Source organism: Tolypothrix sp. PCC 7601, from assembly GCF_025677855.1.
Lineage (GTDB): Bacteria > Cyanobacteriota > Cyanobacteriia > Cyanobacteriales > Nostocaceae > Aulosira > Aulosira diplosiphon.
The window spans coordinates 634,979-651,439 of the sequence record NZ_CP064879.1 but is presented as its reverse complement, the minus strand read 5'-3'; the positions used below and the strand labels follow the sequence as shown (position 1 = coordinate 651,439).

Genomic DNA, 16,461 nt, shown 5'->3' with positions numbered 1-16,461 from the left:
ATGACAATAATGTTAAGTGCAATTACTCTTGGTGAAGCAATATTTATTTACTAGTGCAGTTGCTAAATCAGCTTTCCTGAGCAAAGTTACCTCATCCATAGAGAACATCGGTTCCTTCATAACCAACGTGATCGGGTTGTCTATCAATGAGCGCTCATCCATAGAGAACATCGGTTCCTTCATAACCAACGTGATCGGGTTGTCTATCAATGAGCGCTCATTCATACAGAACATCGGTTCCTTCACAACCAACGTGATCGGGTTGTCTATCAATGAGCGCTCATTCATACAGAACATCGGTTCCTTCACAACCAACGTGATCGGGTTGTCTATCAATGAGCGCTCATTCATACAGAACATCGGTTCCTTCACAACCAACGTGATCGGGTTGTCTATCAATGAGCGCTCATCCATACAGAACATCGGTTCCTTCATAACCAACGTGATCGGGTTGTCTATCAATGAGCGCTCATTCATACAGAACATCGGTTCCTTCACAACCAACGTGATCGGGTTGTCTATCAATGAGCGCTCATTCATACAGAACATCGGTTCCTTCACAACCAATGAGTTAACATTCAGCAAACGTAGGGTGTGTTGTCGCCAAGCGCTGCACCCCGACACCATCAACAACTCAAGGTGCGTTAGCCTACGGCGTAACACACCCTACTGGCGTGGCAAGGCTAAAATGTGGCAATATAATTTTCTTGTGGGGTGGACATCTTGTCCGCCCAGGACGGGCAAGATGCCCATCCCACAAGAGTTTGAATAATGCACTATTTTAGTCTAGACACGCCACTACATTCAATTCAGATTTTTGTTCACGTTTTGTGATATGTAGCTTTCTTAATTTTGAATTTTGAATTGGTATTAATGTATCTGTTTGCTCTACCTTTAATTTAAGTCTTAGCTTTTTTCTATTTCAATTCATCAGTCGAACTCACATTTCGTTACAGAGGATAAATTCACAATTCCCAACAGAAAATGCATACTTCTAGCGCCACTCATCAAGAACAAAAGCCAGACCTTTTCTTAGTATGCGGACTCAAAAGCTTAGGTCAACATTGTGTTGCAGTTCTTAAAGAATATAATGTCAAAGTTAGCGCTATTGATGATGTCAAGCCTGAACATTGGGAAATTCCAGAATTACCTAGCTTACTAGATAAGCTAATCATTGGAGATTGCCGTCAAGCAAGTGTTTTAGAGCAAGCAGGGATTCGCCATTGTCGCTCAATACTTTTAGTTACCAGAGACGAGCGCATCAATATAGAAGCGGCTTTTGCTGCACGGCGGCTCAATCCTCAGGTGCGGCTAATTGTACGTTCTGCTAAACAAAATTTCAACGAACTCCTGTACCAAAATTTAGGTAATTTCGTGGCTTTTGAGCCTACTCATCTCTGTGCTCACGCTTTTGCTTTAACTGCTTTAGGTTCTGAAGCTATTGGATATTTTGCTTTAGAAGGACAACTATTGCGAGTTATTGAGCATGAGGTAAAACCACAGGATAGCTGGTGTATTGGCAAACCATTATATAGACTGAATCTCACAACTCGCTGCATTTTGAGCCACATCCCTGTTTTATCTACTGCACCCAAAGAATTCTATGACTGGAACCCAGAAGCGCCAGTACAGGTAGGAGACACAATCGTTTACATTGAGGTTGCACATGAGCTAGCTTTAGCTGAGGAACTTCCTAGGATATATTACAAACAAAGATGGCAGTGGCAACAGTTTTGGCAAGGCTTAAAAGTCAAGCGTCTGTGGCAAAATATAGTGCAATTTTGGCAATCTTACTATCAAAGCCAAAATCAAATCCGGCGCATTGCAACTATCTATGCCATTACTGTATTTACACTGTTAATATTAGGTACGATTATTTACTCTATATATTATCCTCACATCAATCTCCAAGAAGCTTTCTATGCAACAGCAGTCTTACTTTTGGGAGGATATGGAGATTTATTCGGTGGTGTTAGATTTGCATCCCAATTAGAATCTGCTGAGTATCTGCCTTGGTGGTTGCGATTATTCAGCTTAGGATTAACGTTAACAGGTCAAGCTTTTGTGGGCGTATTATATGCACTACTAACTGATGCGCTTGTCACTTCCCGATTCCAGTTTTTCCATTCCGAACCGCCAATTCCAGAATGCAATCATGTAGTGATTGTAGGCTTAAATCGTCTGGGACAACGAGTAGCGGGGCTGTTGCAAGAACTTAACCAGCCGTTAGTGGGAATTAATCAGACGACTATCGAGGGAAATACTTTATCTAATATGCCTTTAATTGTAGGCAATGCTAGCGAAGCACTGACTAAAGTGAATCTTGAAGGTGCTAAAAGCATCGTCTTAGTTGAAGAAGATAACATGGAAAATCTGGAAATTGCGCTGATGGCTCATGCAATCAACCCTGTCAGTCGCTTGATTATCCGCACTCGCGATCATCTATTTAGTGACAATATAGCTCCTCTATTTCCCTATGCTCAAGTGCTGTGTGGCTCGGCTTTATCTGCTGAAGTCTTTGCTTGTGCTGCTTTTGGCGAAAACGTCCTCAGCTTCTTCCACCTGAGCGCTCAAATAGTGATGGTGACAGAATACACAATTGAACAAGGTGATACCCTCAATGGGTTGCTGTTATCGGAAATAGCTCATGGTTATGGTGTTGTACCCATTTTCTACCAGAAATCTCGCCAGCACAAATACTCATTAATGCCTTGGGATGATGTGAGGCTTGATATTGGCGATCGCTTAATTGTTTTAGCTACCAGCAATAGTTTACAGCGAATTGAATGGGGTGAAATGCTACCTCGCCTTTGGCAAGTGCAAATCGAACAAGCTGTGACTAATAATGCCATAACTCATGCTGTAGAGAAAATCACCTTGATTACAGGATGTACTGCTGCTGATGCTAGGCAATGGATGAATAATTTGCCTACAGTATTACCAACACTACTTTATAAATACCAAGCTCAACATCTGGTACGAGAGTTAAGAAAATCACAAATTATTGCTAGCGTCATTACCAAGGTATAGTAGAGACGCGATTAATCGCGTCTCTAAAAGCAGGGAAGAAAACAATATTTAATTCAGAGTAATCCCAATTCTCTAATCAAAAATTGGCTTTGTTAATGTTGAATTGATACTATGCTGTTGTAATTGCTGGAATGGCTAAAGGTGAACTGTCAAACTCTGTTAACAACTCCGCTGGATCATTGTAAATAGCGATCGCATTTTCTAATTGACTATCATCAAAGCCACCGCAACGCAGCGCAATCACATCAACACCAGCTTGATTTGCCGACTCAATATCATAAGCAGTATCACCCAGCATTACTACCTGGGATGCTGGAATGTTCAGCCTATCCAAAGCAGCTTGCACAATATCTGGAGATGGTTTAGAAGATTCAGCATCATTAGATGTGGTGGCTTCATCTTGACTGAGTAAGTCCTTTGAAGGCAAATTATCATCAGATAATCGTTGGGTAGTTCTAGCATCTTTAATACCCTCTTCCATTCAAAGGTGTCTGAGGAGGCTTGAACTCCCTAATGACTGGTTCCACAAACCAGCGCCGCGACCGCTTTGGCTTCAGACACCACAGTGGAATCAAGGGGAGTTGTAGACGCGAAGCGGCTTCCCGAAGGGTACCCCTAACCTTCCGCTTGCAAGGCGGATGCTCTAGCCAGTTGAGCTATGACCCCATACAGCAGGAGTGGTAGGACTTGAACCTACATCGGTCGATTTAGAAGATCGATGCCCATCCATTAGGCGACACTCCCATCAATTGGTAGCCCTGACAGGACTTGTAGACGCGGAGCGGCTTCCCGCAGGGTACCTGTGACTTCCTCTTGGTAAGAGAGGCACTCTCCCACTGAGTTACAGGGCTACGAGAGCGGAAGACGAGATTTGAACTCGTATCTGAAGCTTGGCATACTCCAGTGTTACCCTTACACCACATCCGCATTATTGAAGCGATCGACGAGAATCGAACTCGTACCGTGAGTTTGGAAGACTCTGATGCTGCCTTTACACCACGATCGCATTCTGAAGCTGGTGACAGGAGTTGAACTTGCAACCTACTGATTACAAATCAGTTGCTCTGCCAGATTGAGCTACACCAGCATTTATAGATCTGAAAGTAGAATTTTGGGCGACTACCCGCTCTATCTCAGCCATACCCCTGACTGGATTTGAACCAGCATCTTCCAAATTTTAAGTTTGGCACCTCTTCCAATTGGGTTACAGGGGCAGAATTTGGTGGGTCGCCCAGGGGTTGAACCTAGATAAGTCTACTTAAAAGGTAGCTGCATATCCGCTCTGCCAACGACCCAATTTGGTACTCCCGACAGGATTTGTAGACGCGGAGCGGCTTCCCGCAGGGTACCTGCAACAATTCCGTCCCTCAAACGGAAGCGTTTACCAATTTCGCCACGGGAGCATCAATACCCTTGGTGGGAGTCGAACCCACAAAATCTGGTTTCTAAGACCAGCACGTTTGCCAGTTTCGTCACAAGGGCATATCGGAATGGCAGGATTTGAACCTGCAACCTTCAGCTCCCAAAGCTGCCGCGCTACCAAGTTGCGCCACATCCCGTTGGTACTCCTGACGGGAGTCGAACCCGTACAAAATAGACTGTTTTTGAGACAGCCGCCTCTTCCAATTGGGCTACAGGAGTATAATTTATCTGCTCTATCAAAGCAGAACTGGGAAGGCAGGAATCGAACCCGCGAGATCCTGAGTCAAAATCAGGTGGCTTTGCCAACGTCGCCTACTTCCCAATAATTGGTTGCCGAGGTTGGGGTCGAACCAACTTCTCTGTGATTCAGAGTCACAGCGACTTTCCAAGTCGTCCACTCGGCAATGAATGGCTGCCCCAGTAGGACTTGAACCTACAACCTCGCGGTTAACAGCCGCTTGCTCTGCCATTGAGCTATGGGGCAATGTGCCAGTCCCCCAGATCCGGATTGAACGGATGACCTCCTGTTCTTCAGACAGGCGCTACTACCAACTGAGCTACCAGGGGATAAGGCGAGAACGGAGGGACTTGAACCCCCACTCTTCGGTTTCGTAGACCGATGTGTTCATCCAGTTACACCACGTTCTCATAAGGCGGAGAGAGAGGGAGTTGAACCCACAGTAGACTTGCATCCACGACTGTTTAGCAAACAGTTTGCCCTGCCAATAGCAATCTCTCCAAAATGGGCCGGGCTGGAATTGAACCAGCAACGCAAACGCGGCGGTTTTACAGACCGTTGCCTACACCAATAGGCGAGCCGACCCATATATTTTTGAGTAATGGCTTGAGATTTCTAGGTGAAATAAAGGAATGGAGAGACCAGTTTTCCTGCTCTCTGCCATCCCAACTCAAGTCAGCAGTGCCGACGGGAATTGAACCCGCAATCTCCTGCTTGAAAGACAGGTGGCTTTACCAATTTGCCTACGGCACCAAGAGTGAGATTTCTACCACGTACAAGTTTGAAAAGCTGTTTTTAACAGCCTCCAGGTTTGGCGGAGGCTGTAGGAGTCGTAGACGCGCAGCGGCTTCCCGCAGGGTACCTACTTCGGTGCTTTAGACCGATTAACCAGTTTGTAAGCTTCTCTTGTTAGGACACGCAGTAGAACGCACAGACAAGGATTTGAACCCTGACTAAAGGTTTTGGAGACCCTAGTGCTGCCGTTACACCATCTGTGCATTTGGTCGCAGTGGCGAGAGTTGTAGACGCGGAGCGGCTTCCCAAAGGGTACTCGCATATACCAAGTTATGAGCTTGGGGCTTTGCCATTAAGCTACACTGCAAGGTTTGGAGTCCAGGGCGAGAATTGAACTCGCACAGTCGGTTTTGCAGACCAATACCCTACCATTAGGCGACCTGGACATTTTTGGAAGCCTCGACGGGAGTTGCACCCGCTTCTCTCTGACTGAGAATCAGAGCGACTTAATCTACTTGTCCACAAGGCTACAAGGCGGGGATGACGAGACTTGAACTCGCGACTTCCTGTTCGACAGACAGGCACTCTTAACCAACTGAGTTACACCCCCACGTTGGGTGGCAATTATTTAGTTTTCATGGTTCAGAGGTGTTAGCTTTATGCCTTTTGCAGAGGCGCTTTTGCTTCACTACATTTATACTACACAAATATTACAAGAGTGTCAAGGGTATACTACAAATTTTTTTTCGAGGGAGAGAGGGCAGGATCATGTAATCGCTTTATGGCTCTCTATCACTGGGTTTCAGGGAATTAGTTCAATGCACTTGTGAGGGAAAATTGAATCTTGTTCTTGTAGTATGTCCGAAAAAAGAAAGCAGAGGAAGAATCTCTCCCTCTGCTTCTCTTCTTCCTCTGCTGCCTCAACGAAGAGATATCTTAACTAAAAGGTATTAGGAGTGAATTACTCATTCTCAGTAAGGCGTTGTGCATTCCAAAACTGTTCTGCAAATGCAACAGCTGGGTGGATTGGAGCTTTGGGTTTGGTTTTAAGTACCATTCCTGCTTCATGTGGTAGGCGATCGCTCTTGGTTGAGTTACAACGTTCACAAGCTGTAACAACGTTGTTCCAAGTATGCTGACCACCTTTAGAACGGGGAATTACATGGTCGAGGGTGAGACGCTTAGTGCTTCCACAGTATTGGCAGGTGTGTCCATCACGTTTGAGTACTTCACGTCTATTTACAGGTGGTACTTTCCAATGACGTTCAGGATTGCCAAATGTTAGACGAATGTGTTCGGGAACTTGTAGTACGAAGCTAGGTGAGCGAACTTCCCAAAGCTTAGTACTGCTAAACTCTAACGATTCTGCTTGTCCGGTGACTAAAAGCACAATGGCTCGTTTAATGTTAACTCGTGCTAATGGTAGGTAGTTCTTAGAGAACACGACCACCGAATTTTGTAATATGTGTGATTTCTGAGTCTGTGGTTGAGCTTCCATAAGTGAATTCACTCCTCAAAAAAATAACCCCCGCCTCTAGTCATTCAGGAGCGGGGGTCAAGTAGTTAATACTCTTGGCTTTATAGTTGGCACAAGAAAGCACTTGCACCTCCCGCTCTGTATCAGTCGATTTGGATTTAGCCAGAGCGCGATTGCTCCTAAAATCCCTTGATTTGCAAATTTACTGCCCACGAACCGATATATTCCCTCAAATGCCAATAGCCTATACAAGCTAGCGGCTTTACAGAATGCGATCACATTACCTAAACCCTTGCTGGGTCGGTAATCTATCGCGCACTTATGTGTTGAGGAAAATCTGCGGCTCATTGAATTTCTGTAGTATGTGTGATTAAGACTAATAACTAATATTTATAATACAGTTGTAGTATGAAATTGTCTACTACATATTGTAACTAATATCAATACTTGTTGGGAAAAGGGTAAAAAGTGAAGGGGGAATGGCACTAAGAAAAGCTGAAAGCTCGTCTGGGCAGGGTGTAGGGGGCAGGGTGTAGGGTGTAGGGGGAAATGCGCGAAAACCAAATATCGAGTACGAACATAAATATTTTCCTTATTCACTACACCCCACACCCCACACCCCACACCCAAAAGCCTTATAGGTAATGGGTTTGGCGTTATCTTAGTGCCATTCGGTTAAGGGGGAAAGGAAAGAAAATACCTGACTGGGATTTGCACTCAGCACTTTCCTGTCAACTAATCATGGAAAAACCCACAACCAAGTTTTTCCCATGCCCTATGACGGCAGTTGCTTCAAGCCGGGAAACCCGTCCAACGCACTGCCTCCCCCATGCCCCATGCCCTATGCCCATTTTCAATACAGGACTAAAGCTGGTAGAGCGTGTAGAATTGTCACTTACAGTCTTGACGTTATTAGTGTATCGGGTGAGAACAGGTGTCATTGGCGACCAACTTTGTGATGTGTAAGCTTGCTTAAAATCATCTAGAAGCAGAAGCACTATGCACCAAAAGTTACTCTACACACTAATTAAGGAGAATAACTATGTCCTTCAAAATCCTCAGTATGGATGGTGGCGGGATGCGTGGAGTGATTACTGCACGTATACTCCAAGAAGTCGAACAACAGATTAAAAAACAGAAAGGTCAGTCTTTAAATGAATACTTTGACCTGATTGCTGGTACTTCTACTGGATCAATTTTAGCAGCGGGAATTGCTTTAGGTAAAACTAGTGCAGAACTAATCAATCTATATGTGAATAAGGGTAAATACATCTTCCCCCTGAAAATTAAAAACCGCTATAAAAGGTTTCCATCTTTCATACAACCCATTTTGGAGGCATTGTCACCTGGAAAATATTCTCACGAAGGGCTGATTAAAGTTCTGATAGATGAGTTGGGATACCGCAGAATCCAAGATATAGATAGTCCGATTATTTTGATTTTGGCTTACGATACCCTTTATCGCAACACCACATTTTTTACGAATTGTCATCCCGATTTAGGCTACCGTTGGTACGATGAATGTTATTTATGGCAGTTATGTGTCGCTTCGGCAGCGGCTCCTTCGTTTTTTCCACCTTATAACTTAGAGCCTGTTAATAAAGAGAAATTTGGCAATTGGGTATTTCCACATATTGATGGAGGCGTATCAGCTAATAATCCGGCTTTGGCGGCACTGAGTTTAATTATGCGGATCAGTCAATGTGCGGATCGGGTTGTTTCCCAAGAAACAAAATGTAAATATAAGCTAGATAACCTCCAAATGAAAGACATATCTATCCTTTCGATTGGAACTGGTCAAACTGGCGAACCTTATCAATTTGAGCAAATCAATAAGTGGAAGCCGTTAGATTGGGCACAACACATTCCTGATATTTTTATGGAGCCTACGTCTGAGGTTAATAGCACCATTTGTCGGCAAATTATGGGTGGATATGAATCTCAACGGTACTTACGCCTGCAATTTGATTTAAATGAGAGATTTCAGGCGAAGCCAGGAGAGACATATAAAGACAGTAGAGTTTTATTGCGGCCAGAAGACCGGAAAAATAAATATACAAATATAAAAGTGAGCGAAGACATAGATAATGCTCACAGAGATATTATTGCACAATGGATAGATACTACATCTGCATACATAGATGAAGGCCATACATATTATACGAGAGACGATGTTGGGCCTAGAGTAAAAGACGCGATCGCATCTTTTATTGCTATTAACTAGTTGCTTTCACGTAAAACCATATACAAAATACAATCCTTAAGGATGTTTAAATAGAAATCTCGTATGCATACGAGATTTTCGCGTATTTATACGCGCTATCATCCAGATTTTGTGTAGATTTCAGTAAGAACTACATATTAATTTTAAAAATTTCTATTGCTAATTGTAGGATTTAATTAAATTAATAATTTTATTAATCTCTTTAGAAAAGTTTTATCTGTATAAATATTTAATTTGCTTACAAAATAATCTTCATCAGCCTAAGTTATACTGCTGAAATTGATTTGCTCTCTTAGAAATTTTCAAAAAATCTATTTCGGTATTTCACTATTGTTAGTCGTTTCCTCAGTAATTTGAGAAAGTCTGCCTAGACAATAAATCTCTGTTAGTTATGTATAAACTCTGTTTTCAAACAATCAAAAATACAGATATGCTTAGATAACAAATCTTAAAAATTGCTACAATGCAAATAAAAAATAGATTTAACAGTACTTTGCCAGCAGGCTGATTACTCTTGTAAAAGATTAAATTAAAACCACCCAACAATCATTACAGCAAGCTCAAAAATCTATCTTCTTAGGGTAATTTAAGGATGATTAAGCATCATGCCAGCAGCTTACGACATTTCGGCAACATTGATAGCAGAGATGTGATTACTTCTGAAATAAGTTTTGTCTGGAATGCAGGCATTGATTAAATCTGCTAATTACCTAGTACCGCTATGCAGAAATCAGACAGTTTGAGATTTTTATTAGCAAAGCGGTAGTGTTGGCATAGGTTCTCCTAGAGGAGAATGAGTATTTTCTTGATTTGCTCAGTCAAAAAGTGGCGTTGAGCAAACAACAAACCAATCTCAAATATAAAATTACTTCAGTCACAAGCAGCCAGTGTATTAGATCGTAAGACTTCCATCCCCAGAGAAACCCAATCTCTAGATGTAAGCAAGCTATAAGTGGCGTTTCCTTCACCTGAAGGGGTAAAAACTGACGCGCAAAAGTCAAACATTGTTGATTCTAAACTTTTGTGTTGACTTTGAAACTCTGCATAGCCACAAAACATCTTTCTCTCAAGTGGCGATATTAGATATCTCATACAAAAGAATTGCGCTAGCCAAATCATTTGAGTCAAGTGTAATTCATCTACTCTTAATTTCTGCTTAAGCAAAAAAATTAATTGTAGATCTAAATGTTGTGACTATCTTTTGTCGTGAGATGCTTCTGTACATTTAGCAAACAAATTAAGGAAGGCTAGAATGTTAATTAATTCCTCTGATGAACGTGGTAGCGGCAGATAGCACAAGCCTAAATTATCTCTTAGCTATTTGCAAAAATTGCTTTGATTTATAGATGCTGAGTAGCAGATGAAATCATTCAAGCAAGATGATTGAGTAAATCAGAATTTTCTTTTTTCAAAATAGTGAAAGCTACAAGCAAGTTGCAAATAAGGTTATCTTGTTGCGCTGACTTTCGATGGCTGTGAATCTATTTTTGTGGTGCGGAAGTCTTTACTAACTGGGTACTAAGCATCTAGTAACATACAAAATAATTGTCAATGAGTATAGGGCATTGGAATGCAGACTAGGGAATACACTTGTCAGCTTCAATGCCCTGTCTCTATGGAGTTAATCTTTGTTTATAACCAGAGAAAGATGTAAAGATTACTCAAGTTGTGGAAATTTAGGTAGTAGAGATGGAAATTTTCACATCTTGGCAAAGCTACTAAATCCTCCATGCAAAATAATTTGGTTATGTTCCCTAGCCTGAAGGTAGCAGGGAAGAATTCACACGCAACGCAAACACAGCGTACTAAGTATAACTATGTTGAGCAGTTGTTTATAGAACTGCTAGCAACAGAAAATTTAGATGAGCAACTAGAAAATGTTGCAGAGAAAGCCAAGGCGTTTGAACAGACGCTTTCAATAGCGATTCGTGAGGCTTACGAAAATGGCTGTGGCGAACAAGAAGCTCATCTATTTTTGCAAAGAATACTTTATCGAATTAATCGACTGAATTTGTTTTGGTATGACGATTTGCGACATTATGACAATGAGCGATCGCTTTACTTGTTATCCTGTCGTCAGCAAATCGAAGCTGCTTGGCAAGCTTGGGAACTAGCACAATTAGATTTGCCCAGATTGCAAAAATTGAATGTCAAACAAGCACTTACCGAACGCGCCTCTTTGGATGTCGATCCACCATTATCGGCTGATAGTCGCTATCTTCAGGAGGAAATGAGCGAGGTTGGCTACCGCCACTTGTTAGCGATCGCATCTTTTGATGGCTTGGTAGAAGGTAGCCGCATGACCAACATTTTGGGTGGTGCAGCGAATGAAGTGCAGTGTACGCTAGTGCGGGTATTCTTGGAAGAATACGGCAACGGTCGTTTACCTCGCAAGCATTCGACCTTTTTTGCCCAAATGTTAGATGAGTTTGGGATGAATACTGAACCTGAGGGATATTTTGATTTAGTACCTTGGGAAGTTTTAGCTTGTGATAACCATAATTTTTTAACTACCCAGCGTAAACGCTATTTTCTCCGCTACAGTGGTGCATTAACCTATTTTGAAGTAGCTGGGCCAGCAGCTTACAGAAATTATTTAGCAGCGGCGCAAAGATTGGAACTGTCACAAGCAGCAATGGGTTACTGGGAACTGCACATTAAGGAAGATGAACGCCACGGTCGTTGGATGTTGGATGATGTGGCTTTACCCTTAGCAGATAAGTATCCTGATGATGCTTGGGAAATAGTACTAGGTTATGACCAAGAAAAATTTATGGGCGATCGCGCCGCTAAAGCCGTTGTCCGTTCCATACGTGAAGTCGAACAAGCTGCTGTGAGTAGTCGATAAATATAGTACTGAAAAGATTCTGACTTTAGCCCTAATAATTGGCTCAAAAACAGCTTTCTTTAGTAACAGCTTGATTACTAAAGAAACAGTTTTTCTTGCCTGAATGCAGTTGTAGTAATTTCTTCAAGCCTGATTACATCTTAAACTTGCATCGAGGTCACATGAAAGATATATTTTTCTGCCCAGAAGAATCTAATTTTTACTCAAATTGTTTAGAAACCTTAGTTCTCCGGCATTGCCAAGATCCTGAAAGTATTGTTGAGTTTGGTTCGGGCGATGGTAGTCCTGTAATCAACTCACTATTAAGGAACAAATTTGCAGGTGTGATTCACGGATTTGAATTAAATACTTCTGCCTGGAAAGCTGCTAATTTAACAATTGATGAATATCATCTTACCAATAAATATATTATCAACAATTCTTGTTTATTTCAATCGAAAAAACCAGAAGGTAAATATCTTGTAGCCAATCCGCCCTATCTTCCCGCGCCCGATCAAGATATCTATATGCCCCTATTATTTGGGGGTATAGATGGAGCTACAATTACTAATAATCTTTTAGCTTTAGGCTATGAAAATGTGCTAGTCTTGGTCTCTAGTTTTTCTAATCCAACAAGTACAATTTCTCAAGCACAAGAACACGGATATGTTGTCAATAATTTTGTGGTCTTACCTTTAAAGTTTGGCTACTATAGCTCAGAACCAAAAGTGAAAAATCACATTGAAGAGTTGCGTAAACATAAGATGGCATTTTATTCTGGTGATTATTACTTCTTGGCTGGGGTTTTATTTAGCAAATGCCAACAAGATACACCAGATTTATCTAAAGAATTAGCTCAGGTAATGACGAGTTTATAATTTTGTTAAAACTTGGCATTTTTATTTCTGTTTTCGTCAAGAAGCAATCTCTAGGAATCTGATTTGATTTTTAAAATTCACGTGGGATGTGTTAGCGATAGCGTAACGCATCCTACATGGTAATTATCTTTATCGAGATTTAAATCCCCGATTTTTTGAAAAAGTCGGGGATTTCGTTAGTAATTTTTTTGTAACAGTTATTTGCAGTGCAAGAGAATGCAGTAAGAGCAAGAATATGTTGCGTTTTTATACTGAAGTATTTATTTTTATGAAGCAGCTTTTAAGACCTAAAGCTAATTCTGATATCGTTTAGAGACGTATTACTAGAAACGTATATTGTCGGATTAATGACATTGCAAAGGTGTTTTAATGCAATCTCAGAATGTACCTAACTATTTGCCACAAGCAATTTTAACTACACTTTTCTGCTGTTTACCATTTGGAATTGTGGCGATTGTCTATGCTGCTCAAGTGAATACAAAGTTGCAAGCAGGAGATTATGAAGGGGCAATGCAATCATCCAAAAGTGCCAAAACATGGTGTTGGGTATCTTTTGGATCAGGATTAGCTGTGTTTTTAATTTATATTCTCCTAATAATTTTGGCTTCTTTGGCACCGCAATAATAATTATGCAGCGTTAAAAATTGCAAAAATTTTATCTACAAAAATGAACATTATTCCTCGTCGCTCATCTTCTATATCCGTGAGAACTGTTAAAGTTGCAGCACTGTCGGGCGTTATTGTTGTAGCTGCAATTATGCTCTACTTTTTCAATCCGAGCAATTCTTCTATTTACCCGCCTAGCCCATTTAGAGCGCTAACTGGCTTATATTGCCCTGGATGTGGTACCCTAAGAGCCTTACATCAATTACTCCACGGGCATATCATCAAGGCTTTTGATTTGAACCCGTTGATGATTTTAGCACTGCCATATTTAATTTATTCTTATATATCCTACAGCGCGCCTGTAATTATAGGTGAAAAAATTCCCCAAGTTTTTATTAAACCCGCTTGGATTTGGCTGATGTTAAAAATTATTTTAGCTTATTGGGTATTGCGAAATCTTCCTTTTGCTCCTTTTTCTTGGTTAGCCCCTTGAAAAAATCTGTAAGTCGCGCAATTAATGATAAATAGCTAAGGCTGTTATTTATCATTAATTATTTGCCATTAGTAGAAGCAGTAAAATAATTACGAATTACGTAGACGCGTAGCGGCTTCCCGCAGGGTATTACGAATTATGAATTATTAGGCTGCTTGCCAAATCCTGATAGTTTTATCCTCGCCAGCGCTGGCGAGGATTCGCCCATCGGAACTGATATCAACAGATAAGATACTTGCTGTATGTCCTGTCAGGGTTTGTAATAATTTACCAGTTTTTAAATTCCAAATTTTGATTGTGCGATCGCTGCTACCACTAATCAAGGTTTGTCCATCTGGAGTAATTACCAAACATTGAATTAAACCTTGATGTCCTTCCAAACGCTGCTGTAGTTGTCCTGTAAGCAGATTCCAAAGGTGGATGGTTGAGCCAAAGCCGCCACTGGCGATGATTTGTAGCGCTGAACTTACAGCCACAGCACGCACAAAGCCAGGGTTATCTGTAATAGTGTGGAGTAATTGCCCATTGTCTAACTGCCAAATTTTAATTACTTTATCACTACCAGCACTGATCAGAAATTTACCATCGGGACTGATAGCTGTGGTATAAATAAAGCCAGCATTTATGGGGAGTGTTTGCTGTAGGTTTCCTGTTTGTAGTTGCCAAACTCTGATGGTTTTATCCCTACTTCCAGAGACAATAGTTTGTCCATTGGGACTGATGGATAGAGAATTAATTAAATCAGAATGTCCTCTGAGGATGCGCTGGGGTTTATTAGCATTCAGATGCCAAGTCTTAATTGTATGATCGCTACTGCCACTCACTACAGTCTGATTATCGGGAGCGATCGCAGTTACTATCCAAATACCAGTTTCATTGAGTACACCTTGCAGTTTACCTGTTTGCAGATTCCAAATTTTAATTGTCTTATCGTTACTACTGCTAATGAGGGTTTGAGAATTTCTACTGAAGGCTACAGATCTAACTAGCTGTGAGTGTCCATTTAAACTATAGGCGAAAACCGCTTGTTGAAATTGCGGTGGCGACTGCACAGGTATAGTTCGGCGCTGCATAGAAAAAATTTTCTCCCTCCCTTGCAATGCTTCTGTAAAGGTGGGATTGATAGTTAAAGCGCGATCGTAATCTGCTAATGCAGCATCATATTGCCCTATTTGTAAGTAGGCATTACCTCGATTACACCAAGCTTCAAAATAATTGGGATCTATTTGTAACGCGCGATTAAAATCTGTAATTGCACCTTGATAATCTTGGTGTTGAGCCTTTTCTAGCCCCCAAAAGTTATAAGCTTGAGCATTATTTGTGGATGGGGTAACCGGAATTGTTGGTGGTACATTACTAATTTGAGGTGCTTGTAAATCTTGCAAAACTTCGGCTGCCGATTGATATCTTTCCCCAACAAAATGCTTGAGTAACCTATCAATAATCCGTCCTAAATCATCACTAATACTTAAACCTTGCTCCTTGACTCGTTCTCGCCACAGCCAACGCGCTTCTCTAACATCATAAAGAGCATCTGCAAGATTACCATAGGGGTCTTGTAGCGGTAAACACCGAGTTATTAGCCGAGCACAAGTCGCACCCAAAGCATATAAATCACTAGCTGGGTAAGCGTAGCCTTGCATTTGTTCTAAGGGAGCATAACCAATAGTATAAATTCCTGTACCCTGGCGCGCTAAAGTAGTTTGTGTAACTTGTTTCGCACCCCCAAAGTCAATTAGTACCAGTTTGCGATCGTAGCTCCGACGAATGATATTTTCTGGTTTAATATCCCGATGAATGACACTACGTTCGTGAATGAATTGCAGAATTGGTAATAAATCAGCTAACAGTTCCCGAATCTGCATTTCATTAAAAGCTTGTTTTTGCATTTCTGCGGCTAAAGTGTCCCCAGCAATAAATTCTTGCACTAAATACAAGTTTAATCCTTGTTCAAAATAGGCAACTAGCCGGGGAATTTGAGGATGATTTTCTCCTAGTTCAAACAAGCGCTTTGCTTCTTCTTTAAACATTTCCGCAGCTTTTTTAAGTGCGCTAGTTCCCTGCACTTGGGGGACAAATTGCTTAATTACACAAGGTGCATCTAACCTATCTATATCTCTGGCTTCATAAGTTTTACCAAAACCACCCTCACCTAATAATCGATTAATCCGGTAGCGGTTTTTGAATAACGTACCAAAGCTGTTTCCTCCACAACTGGTGCAAAATCTATTACCATCGGAGCTAAAAGGATTGGAGCAATTGGGATTTTGGCAGATTTGCATATATTAGTTTTAATGGGGTTTAATTACTGAAATTATTTGGTGAATCAGGGCACAGGGAGTAGAGAATAGGGAAAAAGCAAGAGAAAATATAGCTATATCGATTTTTTAAACCCATAGGAGTTATACATAGGAATCTGGTTTGATTTCTGAAAAAATCTCAGAAAAGCTTTGGTGCTGATGCTGTACTCTCGTTGCTACAACGGAGGAAACCTCCGCAACGCACTGGCTCTCCTACGTGAACTACGTGAA

The 16,461-nt window shown here is 41.4% G+C and carries 11 protein-coding genes and 25 tRNA genes; 7 read left to right on the top strand and 29 right to left on the bottom strand.

All coding sequences use genetic code 11. The annotated features are described in order from the left end of the window. Nucleotides 1-12 precede the first annotated feature (12 nt). Nucleotides 13-540, bottom strand: coding sequence for a hypothetical protein (locus HG267_RS02600; RefSeq protein ID WP_263420024.1), 528 nt, complete (start codon nt 538-540; stop codon nt 13-15). Nucleotides 541-984: 444 nt separating this feature from the next. Here HG267_RS02600 and HG267_RS02595 point away from each other — a divergent pair, with 444 nt between their 5' ends. After that, on the top strand, nt 985-3,030 hold the full coding sequence (locus HG267_RS02595) for a potassium channel family protein (RefSeq protein WP_045870855.1): 2,046 nt from the start codon (nt 985-987) through the stop codon (nt 3,028-3,030). Nucleotides 3,031-3,139: 109 nt separating this feature from the next. On the opposite strand, the gene HG267_RS02590 is transcribed toward HG267_RS02595, so the two are convergent. The 27 genes from HG267_RS02590 to HG267_RS02460 form a co-directional block, all read right to left on the bottom strand. After that, on the bottom strand, nt 3,140-3,511 hold the full coding sequence (locus tag HG267_RS02590) for an HAD family hydrolase (protein WP_081584023.1): 372 nt from the start codon (nt 3,509-3,511) through the stop codon (nt 3,140-3,142). Nucleotides 3,512-3,596: 85 nt separating this feature from the next. Then, nucleotides 3,597-3,696, bottom strand: a tRNA-Ala gene (locus tag HG267_RS02585). A gap of 6 nt (nt 3,697-3,702) precedes the next feature. Next, nucleotides 3,703-3,774: transfer RNA gene (locus tag HG267_RS02580), tRNA-Arg, on the bottom strand. Nucleotides 3,775-3,780: 6 nt separating this feature from the next. Beyond that, a tRNA-Val gene (locus HG267_RS02575) sits at nt 3,781-3,881 on the bottom strand. A gap of 5 nt (nt 3,882-3,886) precedes the next feature. Then, a tRNA-Gly gene (locus HG267_RS02570) sits at nt 3,887-3,957 on the bottom strand. An 8-nt stretch (nt 3,958-3,965) separates the two neighbouring features. Beyond that, nucleotides 3,966-4,036, bottom strand: a tRNA-Gly gene (locus HG267_RS02565). Between the two features lie 7 nt (nt 4,037-4,043). Continuing rightward, nucleotides 4,044-4,117 (bottom strand) — tRNA-Thr (locus HG267_RS02560). A 53-nt stretch (nt 4,118-4,170) separates the two neighbouring features. Further along, a tRNA-Leu gene (locus HG267_RS02555) sits at nt 4,171-4,244 on the bottom strand. A 6-nt stretch (nt 4,245-4,250) separates the two neighbouring features. Further along, nucleotides 4,251-4,325 (bottom strand) — tRNA-Lys (locus HG267_RS02550). Between the two features lie 4 nt (nt 4,326-4,329). Continuing rightward, nucleotides 4,330-4,433 (bottom strand) — tRNA-Leu (locus tag HG267_RS02545). 5 nt (nt 4,434-4,438) lie between these two features. Further along, nucleotides 4,439-4,512 (bottom strand) — tRNA-Leu (locus tag HG267_RS02540). Between the two features lie 3 nt (nt 4,513-4,515). Next, nucleotides 4,516-4,589: transfer RNA gene (locus HG267_RS02535), tRNA-Pro, on the bottom strand. 1 nt (nt 4,590) lies between these two features. Next, nucleotides 4,591-4,671, bottom strand: a tRNA-Leu gene (locus HG267_RS02530). Between the two features lie 28 nt (nt 4,672-4,699). Continuing rightward, nucleotides 4,700-4,774, bottom strand: a tRNA-Gln gene (locus tag HG267_RS02525). A gap of 5 nt (nt 4,775-4,779) precedes the next feature. Continuing rightward, a tRNA-Gln gene (locus HG267_RS02520) sits at nt 4,780-4,856 on the bottom strand. A 5-nt stretch (nt 4,857-4,861) separates the two neighbouring features. Continuing rightward, nucleotides 4,862-4,936, bottom strand: a tRNA-Asn gene (locus HG267_RS02515). Nucleotides 4,937-4,945: 9 nt separating this feature from the next. Continuing rightward, a tRNA-Phe gene (locus HG267_RS02510) sits at nt 4,946-5,019 on the bottom strand. Between the two features lie 6 nt (nt 5,020-5,025). Continuing rightward, a tRNA-Arg gene (locus HG267_RS02505) sits at nt 5,026-5,100 on the bottom strand. A gap of 6 nt (nt 5,101-5,106) precedes the next feature. Then, nucleotides 5,107-5,191: transfer RNA gene (locus HG267_RS02500), tRNA-Ser, on the bottom strand. Between the two features lie 4 nt (nt 5,192-5,195). After that, a tRNA-Tyr gene (locus HG267_RS02495) sits at nt 5,196-5,276 on the bottom strand. A gap of 93 nt (nt 5,277-5,369) precedes the next feature. Further along, a tRNA-Glu gene (locus tag HG267_RS02490) sits at nt 5,370-5,443 on the bottom strand. Nucleotides 5,444-5,617: 174 nt separating this feature from the next. Next, nucleotides 5,618-5,688, bottom strand: a tRNA-Trp gene (locus HG267_RS02485). Between the two features lie 3 nt (nt 5,689-5,691). Further along, a tRNA-Ile gene (locus HG267_RS02480) sits at nt 5,692-5,792 on the bottom strand. 5 nt (nt 5,793-5,797) lie between these two features. Next, nucleotides 5,798-5,871, bottom strand: a tRNA-Cys gene (locus HG267_RS02475). 5 nt (nt 5,872-5,876) lie between these two features. Further along, a tRNA-Glu gene (locus HG267_RS02470) sits at nt 5,877-5,954 on the bottom strand. A 6-nt stretch (nt 5,955-5,960) separates the two neighbouring features. Further along, nucleotides 5,961-6,035, bottom strand: a tRNA-Asp gene (locus HG267_RS02465). Nucleotides 6,036-6,386: 351 nt separating this feature from the next. Continuing rightward, a complete protein-coding gene (locus tag HG267_RS02460) occupies nt 6,387-6,923 on the bottom strand; it encodes an HNH endonuclease (RefSeq protein ID WP_045870856.1) in 537 nt (178 codons plus the stop codon). Nucleotides 6,924-7,643: 720 nt separating this feature from the next. On the opposite strand from HG267_RS02460, the gene HG267_RS02455 reads away from it, so the two are divergent. The 6 genes from HG267_RS02455 to HG267_RS02430 all read left to right on the top strand — a co-directional run bounded on the left by HG267_RS02455 (nt 7,644) and on the right by HG267_RS02430 (nt 13,930). Beyond that, nucleotides 7,644-7,868 carry a hypothetical protein gene (locus HG267_RS02455; protein WP_155539281.1) on the top strand — a complete coding sequence of 75 codons (225 nt, stop codon included), beginning with the start codon at nt 7,644-7,646 and terminating at the stop codon, nt 7,866-7,868. A gap of 76 nt (nt 7,869-7,944) precedes the next feature. Then, on the top strand, nt 7,945-9,126 hold the full coding sequence (locus HG267_RS02450) for a patatin-like phospholipase family protein (RefSeq protein ID WP_045870857.1): 1,182 nt from the start codon (nt 7,945-7,947) through the stop codon (nt 9,124-9,126). Nucleotides 9,127-10,855: 1,729 nt separating this feature from the next. Continuing rightward, the gene (locus tag HG267_RS02445; protein ID WP_045870859.1) at nt 10,856-11,974 is read left to right on the top strand and encodes an iron-containing redox enzyme family protein; all 1,119 of its coding nucleotides are present in this window, start codon (nt 10,856-10,858) and stop codon (nt 11,972-11,974) included. 161 nt (nt 11,975-12,135) lie between these two features. Beyond that, the gene (locus HG267_RS02440) at nt 12,136-12,831 is read left to right on the top strand and encodes a methyltransferase (protein ID WP_045870860.1); all 696 of its coding nucleotides are present in this window, start codon (nt 12,136-12,138) and stop codon (nt 12,829-12,831) included. 369 nt (nt 12,832-13,200) lie between these two features. Continuing rightward, entirely contained in the window at nt 13,201-13,455 is a 255-nt protein-coding gene (locus tag HG267_RS02435; protein WP_045870861.1) for a CD225/dispanin family protein, read from the top strand. Between the two features lie 43 nt (nt 13,456-13,498). Continuing rightward, the gene (locus HG267_RS02430) at nt 13,499-13,930 is read left to right on the top strand and encodes a DUF2752 domain-containing protein (RefSeq protein WP_045870862.1); all 432 of its coding nucleotides are present in this window, start codon (nt 13,499-13,501) and stop codon (nt 13,928-13,930) included. A gap of 146 nt (nt 13,931-14,076) precedes the next feature. Here the strand turns inward: HG267_RS02430 and HG267_RS02425 are convergent, their stop codons facing one another. Further along, a complete protein-coding gene (locus HG267_RS02425) occupies nt 14,077-16,212 on the bottom strand; it encodes a protein kinase domain-containing protein (protein WP_045870863.1) in 2,136 nt (711 codons plus the stop codon). Between the last annotated feature and the right edge of the window lie 249 nt (nt 16,213-16,461).

Bases quoted from the DNA above. Each gene is read 5' to 3' on its own strand.
- HG267_RS02460 (WP_045870856.1), bottom strand. From the start codon at position 6,923: ATGGAAGCTCAACCACAGACTCAGAAATCACACATATTACAAAATTCG.
- HG267_RS02590 (WP_081584023.1), bottom strand. From the start codon at position 3,511: ATGGAAGAGGGTATTAAAGATGCTAGAACTACCCAACGATTATCTGAT.
- HG267_RS02450 (WP_045870857.1), top strand. From the start codon at position 7,945: ATGTCCTTCAAAATCCTCAGTATGGATGGTGGCGGGATGCGTGGAGTG.
- HG267_RS02455 (WP_155539281.1), top strand. From the start codon at position 7,644: ATGGAAAAACCCACAACCAAGTTTTTCCCATGCCCTATGACGGCAGTT.
- HG267_RS02435 (WP_045870861.1), top strand. From the start codon at position 13,201: ATGCAATCTCAGAATGTACCTAACTATTTGCCACAAGCAATTTTAACT.
- HG267_RS02430 (WP_045870862.1), top strand. From the start codon at position 13,499: ATGAACATTATTCCTCGTCGCTCATCTTCTATATCCGTGAGAACTGTT.
- HG267_RS02425 (WP_045870863.1), bottom strand. From the start codon at position 16,212: ATGCAAATCTGCCAAAATCCCAATTGCTCCAATCCTTTTAGCTCCGAT.
- HG267_RS02595 (WP_045870855.1), top strand. From the start codon at position 985: ATGCATACTTCTAGCGCCACTCATCAAGAACAAAAGCCAGACCTTTTC.
- HG267_RS02445 (WP_045870859.1), top strand. From the start codon at position 10,856: ATGCAAAATAATTTGGTTATGTTCCCTAGCCTGAAGGTAGCAGGGAAG.
- HG267_RS02440 (WP_045870860.1), top strand. From the start codon at position 12,136: ATGAAAGATATATTTTTCTGCCCAGAAGAATCTAATTTTTACTCAAAT.
- HG267_RS02600 (WP_263420024.1), bottom strand. From the start codon at position 540: ATGAATGAGCGCTCATTGATAGACAACCCGATCACGTTGGTTGTGAAG.